Below are 14,347 nucleotides of genomic sequence, written 5' to 3' on the forward strand. Positions count from 1 at the left end.
GCGCCGGCCGGGCGCGCCGGGGAGGCGGCTCGCTCTCGGCGGCCGCCCGCCCCGGTCACTGCAACTGGCCGTGGCAATGCTTGTATTTCTTGCCGCTGCCGCACGGGCAGGGATCGTTGCGGCCCACCTTGGGCAGCGCATTGACCTGGGTCAGGCCACGCTCGTCCCCGGACACGGCGGTCGGCGCCAGCAGTTCTTCCGGCGCCAGCCCCGGCTTGAAGTCGGCGTGCTGGTAATGCACGTTGGCGACGTGCGGCTGTGCGAGTTCTTCCTCCGCTGCCTCGATCTCTTCGCGCGACTCGATCCGAACCGTCATCACGATGCGCACCACTTCGTTGCGGATCAGGTCCAGCATCTGCCCGAACAGCTCGAAGGCTTCGCGCTTGTATTCCTGCTTCGGATTTTTTTGCGCATAGCCACGCAGGTGGATGCCCTGGCGCAGGTGATCCAGCGCAGCCAGGTGCTCGCGCCAATGGCTGTCGATGCTCTGCAACATGACGCTGCGCTCGAAACCGGCGAACGACTCGCGCCCGATCTGTTCGACCTTGGTGTCGTACAGTTGCTTCGCTGCAGCCAGCACCCGCTCCAGCAGTTCGTCATCGCTCAGGTCCGGCTCTGCTTGCAGGATCGCGGCCAGCGAGATACTCATCTGCCACTCGTTGGCAAGCACGCTGTCGAGGCCGGCAATGTCCCATTGCTCTTCGATTGCATCGGCGGGCACATGCTCGCGGAACAGGTCGGTGAACACGCCATCGCGCAGGCTGGCGATCATTTCGCCGACGTCGCCGGTCTCGAGCAGTTCGTTGCGCTGCTGGTAAATCACCTTGCGCTGGTCGTTGGCGACGTCGTCGTATTCGAGCAGTTGCTTGCGGATGTCGAAGTTACGGGCTTCGACCTTGCGCTGCGCCGACTCGATCGAGCGCGTCACGATGCCCGCCTCGATCGGCTCGCCTTCCGGCATCTTCAGGCGTTCCATGATGGCGCGCACGCGGTCGCCGGCAAAAATGCGCAGCAAAGGATCGTCCAGCGACAGGAAAAAGCGCGACGATCCCGGATCGCCCTGGCGTCCCGAGCGTCCGCGCAACTGGTTGTCGACGCGACGCGACTCATGGCGCTCGGTACCGATGATATGCAGGCCACCGGCTGCGACCACCTGCTCGTGCAGCGACTGCCATTCGTCGCGCAGCTTCTGCGAGCGTTGTGCCTTGTCGGCATCGCTCAGGGATGCGTCGGCTTCGATCAGCTGGATCTGCTTGTCGACATTGCCGCCGAGGACGATGTCGGTGCCGCGGCCTGCCATGTTGGTGGCGATCGTGATCATCTTGGGCCGGCCGGCTTGGGCGATGATCTCGGCTTCGCGCGCATGCTGCTTGGCGTTGAGCACGTTGTGCGGCAGCTTGGCCTGCGTCAGGATCGACGACAGCAGTTCCGAGTTCTCGATCGAGGTGGTGCCGACCAGCACCGGCTGGCCGCGCTCGTAGCAGTCCCGGATGTCGGCAACCACCGCGTTGTAACGCTCTTCGGCCGATTTGTAGACCTGGTCCTGGCGGTCCTTGCGCTGGCTCGGCCGGTTAGGCGGAATCACCACCGTTTCCAGACCGTAGATCTCCTGGAATTCGTAGGCCTCGGTATCAGCCGTGCCGGTCATGCCGGACAGCTTTGCGTACATGCGGAAGTAGTTCTGGAACGTGATCGACGCCAGCGTCTGGTTCTCGTTCTGGATCTTGACGCCTTCCTTGGCCTCGACTGCCTGGTGCAGCCCGTCGGACCAGCGGCGGCCGGTCATCAGGCGTCCGGTGAATTCGTCGACGATGATGATCTCGTTGTCCTGCACCACGTAGTGCTGGTCCTTGTGGTACAGGACATGTGCGCGCAATGCGGCATAGAGGTGGTGAATCAAGGAGATATTGGTGGCGTCGTACAGCGATGCCCCCTCGGGCAGCAGCCCCATGCTGGTCAGGATCTGCTCGGCCTTCTCATGGCCGGCTTCGGTCAGCAGCACCTGGTGCGCCTTCTCGTCCTTCAGGTAGTCGCCTGGCTTCTCGACCTGGCCGCGGCCGTCCGGCGTCTCTTCGCCGATCTGCTGCGTCAACTGCGGCGGAATGACGTTGATCTTCAGATACATGTCGGTGTGATCTTCAGCCTGGCCGGAAATGATCAGCGGCGTGCGGGCTTCGTCGATCAGGATCGAATCGACCTCGTCGACAATGGCAAACGGCAAACTGCGCTGCACCCGGTCGCTGGTCTCGTAGACCATGTTGTCGCGCAGGTAGTCGAAGCCGAACTCATTGTTGGTGCCGTAGGTGATATCGGCGTTATATGCCTGCTGCTTCTGCTCATGATCGAGCTGGGCGGTATTGACGCCGGTGGTCAGTCCGAGCCAGCCGTACAGGCGACCCATCCATTCAGAATCGCGCTGGGCCAGGTAGTCGTTGACGGTCACGATATGCACGCCACGGCCGGCCAGTGCGTTCAGGTAGGCGGCCAGTGTCGCCATCAGGGTCTTGCCCTCGCCAGTTCCCATCTCGGCGATCTTCCCGTCATGCAGCACCATCGCGCCGATCAGCTGCACGTCGAAGTGCCGCATTTTCAGCACGCGCTTGCTGGCCTCGCGGCAGACGGCGAAAGCTTGCGGCAGGATCGCATCCAGCGTCTCGCCCTTGGCAAGCCGCTCCCTGAAAGCCGGCGTCATGGCCTGCAGCTCCGCGTCCGACAACTTCTCCATCTCGGGTTCGAGGGCGTTTATCTGGCGGACGGCTTTCTGGTACTGCTTGAGCAGGCGCTGATTACGGCTGCCGAAAATCTTGGTCAGGAATGACATGCTTGTTTGGGCCTGGGAAAAGGCGGCCGGACAGGCTTTGTCCGGCGCATTGGTCGGTATCAGCAAACCGTTGATTTTATCACGCGGCATGCCCGGTAAAGATTGTGGCGGGTTGCCGGGAAACAAGCCCGGCCCGGGAATCAGCGGCTGGCGGACAACAGTTTCGCCTGGGCTGCTGCGCCGGCAGAGAGGAATTTGTGCGGATCCTGGTGTACGTTCCTGACCAGCACCTCGAAATGCAGATGGGCACCGGTCGAGCGTCCGGTCGATCCGATGTCGGCAACACGCTGGCCGCGCCGCACGATATCGCCCAGTTTTGCGTGCAGCCGCGATGCATGGGCGTAACGCGTGACGATGTCATTGCCGTGGTCAATTTCCAGCAAGTTGCCATATTGCGGGTGGTATTCGGCCGCCACCACCACCCCGCCTGCAGCCGCCACCACCGGCGTCCCGGCCGGACCCGGAAAGTCGATTCCGCCATGGAATGCCTGCCGGCCATTGAACGGATCGATGCGCCAGCCGAAACCGGAGGCGCTGTAGCTGACATTGGCCGGCTGCACCGTCGGCAGCATCTTGAACTGCACCTTGTCGCGCATCAGCGCGCTTTCAACGACATTCAGGTAATCGGCGCGCTGTTCCAGCTCCTTCGACAATTGTTCGAGCGCACGCGAGAACTCGGCCATGGTCATGGGCTGGCCCGGCTCGGCCGGCGCCTCGATCCCGCCACGGCCCGGCTTTTCGCGGAAATTGAAGGTCTCCGGCTTGATGCCGGCGAGGCCCTGGACCCGCTCGCCAAGCGCGTCCAGGCGCATCATCTGCGCCTGCATTTCACCGACCTTGACCGCCATCGCCGAGATATTTTCGCGTACGTAGCGATCCTTCTGCCCGGCCTCGCCCGGGGTGGCGCTGGCTTCGGCCACGAATGGCAGGCCGGCGCGTGCCAGCAGCGGAAGCCCGAAATAGGAGATGCCGGCACCGGCCGCGCAGACGAGCGAAATGAACAGCAGCAACAGCGCGACCAGATGGCGGGTCTTCAGCGTGATCGAGCGAGCCTGGCGCAGGCCCGGATGGACCAGGATAATTTGCATTGCGATTCCTCGGTGCAGTCCACATCGGCGAGCTGTGATAAGGTTGGCGGATGTCACGTCCGTCGCCTTTCCCCGCTTACCAGCAAAACTCCCGCCCGGCCCGAGCATCGAACTCGCGCACGTCGTTGGGTGCTGTGGACTTCCTAAATGCGCATGACAAGATGGCTAGCCTCTTGCCGACGGTTGCGCGCATGGCAGCACTGCAAAAAGACTGCGCCGCCATCCTTCCTGAGCTATTCAAGGCATGTGAAGTACTGCTGTTCGAATCCGACCAACTGGTGCTGTCGGTTCCGAGCGCGGCGCTCGCCGCGAAGCTGAAACAGACCCTGCCAAGATTGCGCGAAAGCCTGCTGAAACGAGGGTGGCAGGTTAGCTCAATACGCCTCAAAGTGCAAGTTGGCCAAGTTGCTGTAAAGACAAAGCAGGAGAAGCGCATTGCCCTGTCAGGCAACGCGGTCGGCGCCCTGGACGAACTTGAAAAATCGCTGGAGAGAAATCCGCACAACGACGGTTTGCGCGCCGCTTTGCAGGCGATGATACGGCGCCATCGGCGCGACCAGCCAGCCTGAGCAGCCGGCCTAGTTGAGCGCCCACTCCTGCCCGACTTGCTGCGAGTAAGCAGTCGGGGCGGTCGCATGCTCGAAGCTCACGATCTCGTAGGCGTCGGGTTGTGCCAGCAGCGCCCGCAGCAACTGGTTGTTCATTGCGTGGCCCGACTTGTGCGCCGTGTAGGATGCAATCAGCGCATGGCCGACAAGGTACAGGTCGCCGATGGCATCCAGTATCTTGTGCCGCACGAATTCATTGTCGTAACGCAGACCGTCCGGATTGAGTATCCGGTACTCGTCCATCACGATCGCGTTCTCCAGCGAGCCGCCGCGCGCCAGTCCAAGGCCACGCAGGGTTTCCACATCCTGCATGAAACCGAAGGTGCGGGCGCGGGAAATTTCCTTCACGTATGAATCCATCGCGAAGTCGACTTCGGCGATCTGTCCGGTCGCATCGACGGCAGGATGATTGAATTCGATGAAGAACTTCAGGCGGAAGCCGTCGTAAGGCTCCAGCCGGGCCCATTTCTCCTGCGCCCCCTGGCCCTCGCGCACTTCCACCGGGCGCAGCACGCGGATGAATTTTTTCGGCGCATCCTGCTGGTCCAGTCCCGCCTGTTGCAGCAGGAAGACGAAGGATGACGCAGAGCCGTCCATGATCGGGATTTCTTCGGCGGTGACGTCGATATAGAGATTGTCGATTCCCAGTCCGGCACAGGCAGACATCAGGTGCTCCACCGTCGACACTTTCGCGTTGCCCCTTTGCAGCGTCGAGGCCATGCGAGTGTCGCCCACCTCCAGCGCGGCCGCAGGAAGATCGACGACGGGGTCGAGATCGACGCGGCGGAAAACGATGCCGGTATCAGGGGCAGCGGGGCGCAGCGTCAGTTCGACCCGGGTACCGGAGTGAAGTCCGATGCCGACGGTCCTGATCAGTTGCTTGATGGTTCGTTGTCTGAGCATGATGCGATTATATCAACCGTGCCAATCCGGCCCGGGCGAAGATTACCTGGCGTAATGGTGGCGTGTAGCGGAAATGGAACGGCGGCGGCATTCCCGGCGGGCCATGAGGAAGTGAAGGTTCGCCCCGGAAGTTGAACGGCAGTGCCTGCGGCCAGGGCCAGCGGGACCCTGGAAAATGCAGATGCACCTGCCCGGGGCCGGCACGCTTTCATGCCGACCCGGGCAGCATGATCCTTAAAGCTGCGCCAGCATGGTCTCGGCGTTCGACACTTCAAACTTGCCAGGCGCCTCGACGTTCAACCGGGTCACGACACCGTCCTCGACCAGCATCGAATAGCGGCTCGAACGCACGCCCATGCCAGCCTTGGTCAGGTCCAGTTCCAGGCCCATCTTCTGGGTCAGTTCGGCGCTGCCGTCGGCCATCATGCGCACGGTGCCGGTGGCTTTCTGGTCACGGCCCCAGGCCCCCATCACGAACGCGTCGTTGACCGACACGCACCAGATTTCATCCACGCCCTTTTGTTTCAGTTCCGCCGCCTTGGCGACATAACCGGGCACATGCTTGGCCGAGCAGGTCGGGGTGTACGCACCAGGCAGGCCGAAGATCGCGATCTTCTTGCCCTTCACCAGGTCAGCCACATTGAATTTGTTCGGGCCGAGCGAGCAGCCTTCGGTTTCTACTTCGATGAATTCGGACAGCACAGCGTCGGGCAGACGGTCTCCAACCTTGATGGTCATTGCGTTTCCTTTCAGAGTACGATTTTATTGGCGTGAACCATGCCTGTCGCGGCACGGCGAGCGGGCAGTATGCCGTGTTTCGTGCTTCCGTGCAGGGCGCCCGCCACCAAAGGAAACGCCGCCCGCAGGCGGCGTTTCCGGAGGACCGCCCAAAGGCTTAGTCCGCCTGCTTGCGCAGGAAGGCCGGGATGTCGTAAGTCTCCATTCCGTTCTTCTCCAGTGCCCGCACCGTATCCGAGGCGGATTCGCGGCGCCATACTGCCGGCGCTTTCATGCCCTCGAACGACTGTGCCGGCTGCGCGCCGGTGGTTTGCTGGTGGCCGTGCTGTTGGCCGTGCATGTGACCGACCGCCATCGGCTGGTCATGGGTACCGGTGCGCAGCATGGGCGTCTGCACCAGTTGCACGTTCTTGCGGCCGCGGCCAAGGCCGGTGGCGACCACGGTCACGCGCAAGTCGTCGCCCATGGTGTCGTCATAGGCAATGCCCTGGGCAATCGAGGCGTCCGGCGCGGCAAATGCGCGAACCGTGGCCATGACTTCCTTGATCTCCTTGCCCTTCAGGCTGCGGCTGGCGGTGACATTCACCAGCACGCCGCGCGCGCCGGAGAGGTCGATGCCGTCAAGCAGCGGCGAGGCCACTGCCTGTTCGGCGGCAATCCGTGCGCGATCGACGCCGGCTGCGGTTGCCGTTCCCATCATGGCCTTGCCCTGCTCGCCCATGATGGTCTTGACGTCGTTGAAGTCGACGTTGATGTGGCCCGGGACGTTGATGATCTCGGCAATGCCGGCGACGGCATTGTTGAGAACGTCATCGGCATGCTGCAGCCAGTCGATCATGCTGTCGTCTTCGTAGATCTCTTCCAGCTTCTCGTTGAGGATCACGATCAGCGAGTCGACGTGCTGAGTCAGTTCTTCCAGCCCTTCGTTGGCGATGTCCATGCACTTCTGCCCTTCATACGAGAAAGGCTTGGACACCACCGCCACGGTCAGTGCGCCGAGTTGCTTGGCGATCTCGGCCACGATCGGCGCTGCGCCGGTGCCGGTGCCGCCGCCCATGCCGGCAGCGATGAACACCATGTGCGCGCCGCGCAGGGCATCTTCGATCCGCGCGCGCGAATCTTCAGCCAGCTGCCGTCCGACCGCCGGCCGCATGCCAGCACCCAGTCCGCTGTCGCCGATCTGGATGATGTTGTGCGCCTTGGACAGCAGCAGTGCTTGTGCATCGGTATTGGCGCAGATGAACTCCACGCCCTGCACGCCCTTGTTGATCATGTGCTGCACCGCGTTGCCGCCTGCACCGCCGACGCCCACCACTTTGATGACGGTGCCGCCTGATGCGCTGTCGATCATGTCAATTTCCATCATGCTCCCCTTTAAGTGCAGTTTTCAGTCGATAGGCATCACGCGGTGTGACGCCTAGCCACTGCCAGCTGCGGTTGAATAAAAAAACGTCTGTCAGAAATTCCCCAGGAACCACTCTTTCATGCGCTGCCAGACCGCAGTCGCAGAACCTTGCTGCCGGTGCACGATGTGCCCGCGCAGATACTGTTTTTTCGCTTCCTGCAGCAAGCCGAGCACGGTTGCGTAGCGCGGGCTGCGCACCACATCGGCCAGCTGTCCTGTGTAATCCGGCATGCCCAGGCGGGTCGGCTTCAGGAACATGTCCTCTGCCAGTTCGACCATGCCCGGCATCATGGACGAGCCGCCGGTCAGGACGATCCCGGACGACAGCACTTCCTCGTATCCGGACTCGCGCACCACCTGGTGCACCAGCGCAAAGAGTTCCTCGACGCGCGGCTCGATCACGGCGGCCAGCGCCTGCCGCGACAGGGTTCGCGGACCGCGGTCGCCCAGTCCGGGCACCTCGATCGACTCGCCCGGATCGGCCAGCACCTGCTTGCAGATGCCATAGCGCAGCTTGATTTCCTCGGCTTCGGCCGTTGGCGTACGCAAGGCCATGGCGATATCGTTGGTGATCTGGTCGCCGGCGATCGGAATCACCGCCGTGTGCCGGATCGCGCCTTCGGTGAAGATTGCGATGTCGGTGGTGCCGCCGCCGATGTCGACCAGCACCACGCCCAGTTCCTTCTCGTCCGGCGTCAGCACCGCGTCGGCAGAAGCCATTGGCTGCAGGATCAGGTCAGACACTTCCAGGCCGCAGCGGCGCACGCATTTGACGATGTTCTGGACGGCCGACACGGCGCCGGTGACGATATGCACTTTCACTTCGAGGCGGATGCCGCTCATGCCGATCGGCTCGCGCACGTCTTCCTGGTTGTCGACGATGAATTCCTGCGGCACCGTGTGCAACAACTGCTGGTCGGTCGGTATGTTGACCGCCTTGGCGGTCTCGATCACGCGAGCGACGTCGGCCGCGGTCACTTCCTTGTCCTTGATCGCGACCATGCCGCTGGAGTTGAAGCTGCGGATATGGTTGCCTGCAATCCCGGTGTAGACATTGCGGATCTTGCAGTCCGCCATCAGTTCGGCTTCTTCCAGCGCCCGTTGTATCGATTCCACCGTGGCTTCGATGTTGACCACCACGCCCTTCTTCAATCCCTTGGAATCGTGCTGGCCCAGGCCGATCACCTCATGCCGCCCGTCCGGCATGATCTCGGCCACCACGGCCACGATCTTGGAGGTGCCGATGTCGAGGCCGACAATCAGGTTTTTCGCGTCTTTAGTCATGTTTTATCGCTTCACTTCTTTTTGGTTTCCTGCTTCAGGTTCAGCCCGTGCGCCTTGAGCGCGAGGCCGTTCGGATAGCGCATGTCGACACTTTCGATACGGTCCTGCAGTCGCGCCGCCAGCTGCGGATAGATGTTCACAAGGCGCTCCACCCGCGCCTTCAAGGTATCCCTGGTCTGCTCCCTTCCCAACTCCACCGTCATGCCATTACTGAGCTTGACGGACCATGCATAACGGCCCGAAAGGCTGACCGACGCCGGCTTCAGGTTGACGCTGCGAAACCATTGCAGGAAATCGCGGTAGCGCGTCACCACTTCCTTTTCACTGCCGGCCGGCCCCGTGAACGAAGGCAGGTCGCCGTCCTCTTCAGCCTCGGCAAGGTTGGCCGTAAAGATATCGCCGGCAACCGACAGCAGTCGGCCGTCCTCGCCCCAGGTGCCCAGCGGCTGGTGCTCTTCCACCGTGATCACCAGCCCGTTCGGCCAGGCACGACGGACTGTTGCGCGCCGCACCCATGGCACCGATTCGAACGCAGAGCGAACGGAATCCAGGTTGGCCGTGAAAAAATTTCCCTTGATGCGCGGCAGGGCCGTGCCACGTATGGTCGACGTGCTGACATGGCGCAGCGGCGCCTGCGAAACACCTTCGACCCGGATCGACTTCAATGTGAATGCCGGCCGATGCGCGACCCACCACAGGCCAGCACCCAGCACGGCCAGCAGCGTTGCCGCCACCAGCGCACTGGCCATCGCATTCAGCAATTTGATGTCGTTCCACATGTCGGGTCAGGCCTCTCCCTTGATGTCCGGCGTCGGCCCCGGATGCGAATCCAGCCGTGCCATCGCCAGGATCCGGACGCACAGGTCCTCGTAGCTGACGCCGGCGGCCCGGGCCGACATTGGCACCAGCGAATGTCCGGTCATGCCGGGCGATGTATTGATCTCCAGCAGATAAGGCGCGTCGTCGCCCTCGCGCAGCATGAAGTCGACCCGACCCCAGCCGCTGCAGCCCAGGGCATTGAAGGCGCGCACTGCCAGTTCCTGCACCTGCGCCGTCACCTCCGCGCTGAATGGCGCGGGGCAGAGGTATTTGGTTTCGTCGCTGAAATACTTGTTGTGATAGTCGTAATTGCCTTCCGGCGCACGGATCTCCACCACCGGCAGCGCATGGGCACTGCGTCCGCGCCCGATCACCGGCACCGTAATCTCCCGCCCCCTGATGAAGGCCTCGGCCAGCAGTGTCTCGTCGTAACGAGCACAGTCGTCGAACGCGGCACGCATCTCGGCCGGTGCGCTGACCTTGCTGATGCCGATGGTCGAACCCTCATGCGGCGCCTTGAGCATCAGCGGCATGCCGAGCCGGGCGGCGACCCGCTCCAGGTCGGCATCGGTCGTGCTCGCGCTGTCGAGTTCCGCGAATGGCGGCGTCGGCAAGCCCTGGCTGGCCCAGATGCGCTTGGTCATGATCTTGTCCATCGCAATGGCCGATGCCATCACGCCGGAGCCGGTATAGGGAATCCCCAATTGCTCGAGCGCGCCCTGCAGCGTGCCGTCCTCGCCGTAGCGGCCATGCAGCGCAATGAACACGCGATCGAATTTCTCGGCCGCCAGTTCGGCCAGGCTGCGCTGCGCCGGATCGAAGCCGTGCGCGTCCACTCCCTTGTCACGCAAGGCCTTCAGCACGCCGCTTCCCGACATCAGCGACACCTCGCGCTCTGCCGAGCGGCCGCCATAGAGCACGCCGACCTTGCCAAATCCTGCCGCATCGAGAGCACTCATGGCGCCTCCTTTCCGGACAAGGTCGCCAGGTGCGCGGGCACCGCGCTGATCGAACCGGCTCCCATCGTGACGACGACGTCGCCGTCACGCACGACATTCATGATGGTGTCCGGCATGTCGGCGATATTCTCGACGAAGACCGGCTCCACTTTGCCCGCCGCCCGCAGCGCGTGCGCGAGCGCGCGTCCGTCAGCGGCGACGATCGGCTGCTCGCCAGCCGCATAGACCTCCGCCAGCACCAGCGCATCGGCGCTGGAAAGCACCTTGACGAAGTCCTCGAACAAGTCGCGCGTCCGGGTATAACGGTGCGGCTGGAATGCCAGCACGATGCGCCGTCCGGGATAGGCGCCGCGCGCCGCCGCCAGCGTTGCCGCCGTCTCGACCGGGTGATGGCCATAGTCATCCACCAGCGTGAAACTGCCGCGATCACCGCCGTCGGCGGAGACAATCCGGATGTCGCCGTGGCGGGTGAAACGGCGGCCGACACCGTTGAATTCGCGCAGCGCCTTCTGCGTGGCGCTGTCCTGCACGCCGATCTCGCGCGCAATGGCAATCGCAGCGCAGGCGTTCTGCACATTGTGCATGCCGGGCTGGTTCAATTCGACCGCCATGTCCGGATAGCCGTCCTGCTTGACGGTGAAGTGCATCTGCCCGTTCACCGCGCTGGCGTCCACGGCGCGCACCTCGGCCTGCGGATCGAAGCCGTAGGTGACCACTGGCTTGGAGATGAACGGCATGATCTCGCGCACGTTCGGATCGTCCACGCAGATGATCGCCACGCCATAGAAAGGCAGTCGCTGGGTGAACTCGATGAAGGCCTGCTTCAGCTTGGCGAAGCTGTGGTCGTAGGTCTCCATGTGGTCGGCGTCGATGTTGGTGATCACCTCGATCACCGGCGACAGGTTCAGGAACGACGCATCCGACTCGTCGGCTTCGGCGACGATGAAGTCGCCGGTGCCGAGCTTGGCATTGGCGCCGGCGCTGTTGAGGCGGCCGCCGATCACGAATGTCGGATCCATGCCGCCTTCTGCCAGCACACTGGCGACCAGGCTGGTGGTCGTGGTCTTGCCGTGCGTCCCGGCGATCGCGATGCCGCTTTTCAGGCGCATCAACTCGCCCAGCATGATCGCGCGTGGCACGATCGGAATCCGGCGCGCGCGGGCCGCCATCACTTCCGGATTGTCGGCCTTGACCGCGGTGGAGGTGACGATCGCATCCGCACCATCGACGTTGCCCGCCTCATGGCCGGACATGACACGCGCACCGAGCGACGCCAGCCGTCGGGTGGCAGCATTGCTGGACAGGTCGGATCCGGACACGCCATAGCCGAGATTGAGCAATACCTCGGCAATGCCGCTCATTCCGGAGCCGCCGATGCCGACAAAATGAATATTCTTTACTTTGTGCTTCATGACTTTTTCGCCAGTTCTTCGAGCACCCTGGCAATCGCCTCGTTGGCGTCGCGACGGCCCTGTTCCCAGGCCGATTGCGCCAACTGGCTGCAGGTGTCGCGCGTCATGCCGCGCAACAGAGCCGCCAGGTGCTCGGGATTCAATTCGGATTGCGGCAGGTGGATCGCCGCGTTTTGCGCCGCCATCCACTGCGCGTTGTCGCGCTGGTGTGATGTGGTCGACGCGACCAGCGGCACCAGCACGCTGGCCACGCCGGCGGCAGTCAGTTCGGATACGGTAATGGCGCCGGCGCGGCAGATCACGAGATCGGCCTCACTGTAGCGGCGCGGCATGTCATCGATGAAATCGACCACTTCGGCCTCCACGCCGCAGTCGCGGTAGGCTGCGCGCAGCACGTCGATATGCTGCTTGCCGGATTGGTGCACCACCAGCGGCCGCTGCCCGGCCGGGAGCAAGGCCAGCGCCTTGGGCAGCGTGTCGTTGAGCACCTTCGCGCCCAAGCTGCCGCCAATGACCAACAGCCGCAGTGGGCCGCTGCGGCCAGCGTAACGAGCCGCCGGCAGCGGCAACGCCATGATTTCCTTGCGCACCGGATTGCCGGTGACGATGGCCTTGGACGCAGCACTGCCGAAGTCGGCAGGAAAGCCGAACAGCACCCGCTGCGCGACGGGCAGCAAGGCCTTGTTGGATAGCAGCAGCGCGGCGTCGGCATTCACCAGCACCAGCGGAACGCCGCGCACCCTGGCCATCAGGCCGCCGGGCACGGTGACATAGCCGCCCATGCCAAGCACGACATCGGGATCGCGGCGGCGCAGGATGCCCAGGCAGGCAGCAAAGCCGGCAATCAACCTGAACACGCCGGTGGCCGTATGCTTCCAGCCCTTGCCGCGCAGTCCGCTGAACTCGATCGAATCCATATCAACGCCGTGGCGCGGGACGATGTCCTGCTCCATGCCGTGGGTGGTGCCCAGCCACGACACTTCCCAGCCGCGCGACTTCATCGTCTCGGCGATGGCGAGTCCCGGGAAGATGTGACCGCCGGTTCCCGCTGCCATGATCAGGAGGCGCTTCATGGTCGGCTGCATCATCGGCTTGACCATTTCCGTCATACGCGGCCTCCGCGCATCAGCAGGCGATTCTCGTAGTCGATCCTCAGCAGGATCGCCAGCCCGACGCAATTGATCAGCACGCCAGTGCCGCCATAACTCATCAAGGGCAGGGTCAGGCCCTTGGTCGGCAGCAGCCCCAGGTTCACGCCCATGTTGATGAAAGCCTGCACGCCGATCCAGATGCCGATGCCCTTGGCCGTCAGCCCGGCAAAGGTCTGGTCGATCGCAATCGCCTGGCGGCCGATCTCGAAGGCGCGCTTGATGATCCAGTAGAACATCAGGATTACCGTCAGCACGCCGACAAAGCCGAGCTCTTCGCCGATCACCGCCAGCAGGAAATCGGTATGCGCTTCCGGCAGGTAGTGGAGTTTCTCGACGCTGCCGCCCAGCCCGACGCCGAATATTTCCCCGCGTCCGAACGCGATCAGTGAATGTGAAAGCTGGTAGGCCTTGCCCAGCGCGTTCTCTTCCTGCCACGGATTGAGATAGGCGAAGATGCGCTCGCGCCGCCATGGAGAGAGCACGATCACCATGGTGAATATGCCGACCAGGGTAGCGCCGATGCCGCCGAACCAGATGCCGTTGATCCCGCCCAGGAACAGGATGCCCATGGCGATGCAGACGATCACGCCAAATGCGCCGAGGTCGGGCTCCAGCAACAGCAGCAACCCGACGAAGCCGATTGCGGCAGTCATCGGCATGAAGCCTTTGGTCAGCTTGTGCATGAACTGCTGCTTGCGCACGGTGTAGTCAGCGGCATACAGCACGACGAACAGCTTCATCAACTCCGACGGCTGCACATTCATGAATTTGAGCGACAACCAGCGGCGAGCGCCGTTGACGCCCTTACCCACGCCAGGGACCAGCACCAGCACCAGCAGCACCAGGGTAAGGACGAACAGATAGGGTGCCATCTTTTGCCAGGTCTTGACCGGGATCCGGAACGCCATCAGGCTGGCGACCAGTGCCACAACGATGAAGATTGCCTGGCGCATCAGGAAATGAGTGCTCTTGTAGCCTGCGTATTTCGGCGAATCCGGCAGCGCGATCGAGGCCGAATAGACCATCACCATGCCGAACAGCATCAGCAACACGGTGACCCAGACGAGGGGCTGGTCATATTCCATCATGCGTGAGCGTTGGGACTGGACGTGCACCTGGCCGGGGGTCCCGGCGCCTGGCAGCAATGCGGAAAGGAATT

At 63.1% G+C, this 14,347-nt stretch carries 12 protein-coding genes; 1 reads left to right on the forward strand and 11 read right to left on the reverse strand.

Annotation, left to right across the window (positions count from 1 at the left end; translation table 11 throughout):
- Positions 1 to 55: 55 nt before the first annotated feature.
- Together secA and FVE66_RS16440 are read right to left on the reverse strand one after the other, a co-directional pair.
- A complete protein-coding gene (gene secA, locus FVE66_RS16435; protein ID WP_151448560.1) occupies positions 56 to 2,821 on the reverse strand; it encodes a preprotein translocase subunit SecA in 2,766 nt (921 codons plus the stop codon).
- A 140-nt stretch (positions 2,822 to 2,961) separates the two neighbouring features.
- Complete coding sequence (locus FVE66_RS16440; RefSeq protein WP_151448561.1) at positions 2,962 to 3,909, reverse strand: M23 family metallopeptidase; 948 nt, start codon at positions 3,907 to 3,909, stop codon at positions 2,962 to 2,964.
- Between the two features lie 191 nt (positions 3,910 to 4,100).
- Between FVE66_RS16440 and FVE66_RS16445 the strand changes: the two genes are divergently transcribed.
- Positions 4,101 to 4,478 carry a DciA family protein gene (locus FVE66_RS16445; protein WP_338325395.1) on the forward strand — a complete coding sequence of 126 codons (378 nt, stop codon included), beginning with the start codon at positions 4,101 to 4,103 and terminating at the stop codon, positions 4,476 to 4,478.
- A gap of 9 nt (positions 4,479 to 4,487) precedes the next feature.
- Here FVE66_RS16445 and lpxC read toward each other — a convergent pair whose 3' ends face one another.
- The 9 genes from lpxC to ftsW form a co-directional block, all read right to left on the reverse strand.
- Positions 4,488 to 5,420: a UDP-3-O-acyl-N-acetylglucosamine deacetylase gene (gene lpxC / locus FVE66_RS16450; RefSeq protein ID WP_151448563.1), complete on the reverse strand. Its 933-nt coding sequence runs from the start codon at positions 5,418 to 5,420 to the stop codon at positions 4,488 to 4,490.
- Positions 5,421 to 5,654: 234 nt separating this feature from the next.
- Positions 5,655 to 6,158 carry a peroxiredoxin gene (locus FVE66_RS16455; RefSeq protein ID WP_151448564.1) on the reverse strand — a complete coding sequence of 168 codons (504 nt, stop codon included), beginning with the start codon at positions 6,156 to 6,158 and terminating at the stop codon, positions 5,655 to 5,657.
- A 157-nt stretch (positions 6,159 to 6,315) separates the two neighbouring features.
- A complete protein-coding gene (gene ftsZ / locus FVE66_RS16460) occupies positions 6,316 to 7,521 on the reverse strand; it encodes a cell division protein FtsZ (protein WP_151448774.1) in 1,206 nt (401 codons plus the stop codon).
- 93 nt (positions 7,522 to 7,614) lie between these two features.
- Positions 7,615 to 8,847, reverse strand: coding sequence for a cell division protein FtsA (gene ftsA, locus FVE66_RS16465; protein WP_151448565.1), 1,233 nt, complete (start codon positions 8,845 to 8,847; stop codon positions 7,615 to 7,617).
- A gap of 11 nt (positions 8,848 to 8,858) precedes the next feature.
- A complete protein-coding gene (locus tag FVE66_RS16470) occupies positions 8,859 to 9,626 on the reverse strand; it encodes a cell division protein FtsQ/DivIB (RefSeq protein ID WP_151448566.1) in 768 nt (255 codons plus the stop codon).
- Positions 9,627 to 9,632: 6 nt separating this feature from the next.
- Entirely contained in the window at positions 9,633 to 10,625 is a 993-nt protein-coding gene (locus FVE66_RS16475) for a D-alanine--D-alanine ligase (RefSeq protein ID WP_151448567.1), read from the reverse strand.
- Positions 10,622 to 12,037 (reverse strand): UDP-N-acetylmuramate--L-alanine ligase, encoded by a 1,416-nt coding sequence (gene murC / locus FVE66_RS16480; RefSeq protein WP_151448568.1) that lies wholly within the window; start codon positions 12,035 to 12,037, stop codon positions 10,622 to 10,624. Before murC ends, FVE66_RS16475 begins: the two co-directional genes overlap by 4 nt.
- Positions 12,034 to 13,110 carry an undecaprenyldiphospho-muramoylpentapeptide beta-N-acetylglucosaminyltransferase gene (gene murG / locus FVE66_RS16485; RefSeq protein WP_151448569.1) on the reverse strand — a complete coding sequence of 359 codons (1,077 nt, stop codon included), beginning with the start codon at positions 13,108 to 13,110 and terminating at the stop codon, positions 12,034 to 12,036. Before murG ends, murC begins: the two co-directional genes overlap by 4 nt.
- A gap of 32 nt (positions 13,111 to 13,142) precedes the next feature.
- Entirely contained in the window at positions 13,143 to 14,276 is a 1,134-nt protein-coding gene (ftsW, locus tag FVE66_RS16490) for a putative lipid II flippase FtsW (protein WP_241673264.1), read from the reverse strand.
- Between the last annotated feature and the right edge of the window lie 71 nt (positions 14,277 to 14,347).

This window comes from Lacisediminimonas profundi, from assembly GCF_008831265.1.
Taxonomy (GTDB): Bacteria; Pseudomonadota; Gammaproteobacteria; order Burkholderiales; family Burkholderiaceae_D; genus Lacisediminimonas; species Lacisediminimonas profundi.

Bases quoted from the DNA above. Each gene is read 5' to 3' on its own strand.
- secA (WP_151448560.1), bottom strand. From the start codon at position 2,821: ATGTCATTCCTGACCAAGATTTTCGGCAGCCGTAATCAGCGCCTGCTC.
- FVE66_RS16440 (WP_151448561.1), bottom strand. From the start codon at position 3,909: ATGCAAATTATCCTGGTCCATCCGGGCCTGCGCCAGGCTCGCTCGATC.
- FVE66_RS16445 (WP_338325395.1), top strand. From the start codon at position 4,101: ATGGCAGCACTGCAAAAAGACTGCGCCGCCATCCTTCCTGAGCTATTC.
- lpxC (WP_151448563.1), bottom strand. From the start codon at position 5,420: ATGCTCAGACAACGAACCATCAAGCAACTGATCAGGACCGTCGGCATC.
- FVE66_RS16455 (WP_151448564.1), bottom strand. From the start codon at position 6,158: ATGACCATCAAGGTTGGAGACCGTCTGCCCGACGCTGTGCTGTCCGAA.
- ftsZ (WP_151448774.1), bottom strand. From the start codon at position 7,521: ATGGAAATTGACATGATCGACAGCGCATCAGGCGGCACCGTCATCAAA.
- ftsA (WP_151448565.1), bottom strand. From the start codon at position 8,847: ATGACTAAAGACGCGAAAAACCTGATTGTCGGCCTCGACATCGGCACC.
- FVE66_RS16470 (WP_151448566.1), bottom strand. From the start codon at position 9,626: ATGTGGAACGACATCAAATTGCTGAATGCGATGGCCAGTGCGCTGGTG.
- FVE66_RS16475 (WP_151448567.1), bottom strand. From the start codon at position 10,625: ATGAGTGCTCTCGATGCGGCAGGATTTGGCAAGGTCGGCGTGCTCTAT.
- murC (WP_151448568.1), bottom strand. From the start codon at position 12,037: ATGAAGCACAAAGTAAAGAATATTCATTTTGTCGGCATCGGCGGCTCC.
- murG (WP_151448569.1), bottom strand. From the start codon at position 13,110: ATGAAGCGCCTCCTGATCATGGCAGCGGGAACCGGCGGTCACATCTTC.
- ftsW (WP_241673264.1), bottom strand. From the start codon at position 14,276: ATGATGGAATATGACCAGCCCCTCGTCTGGGTCACCGTGTTGCTGATG.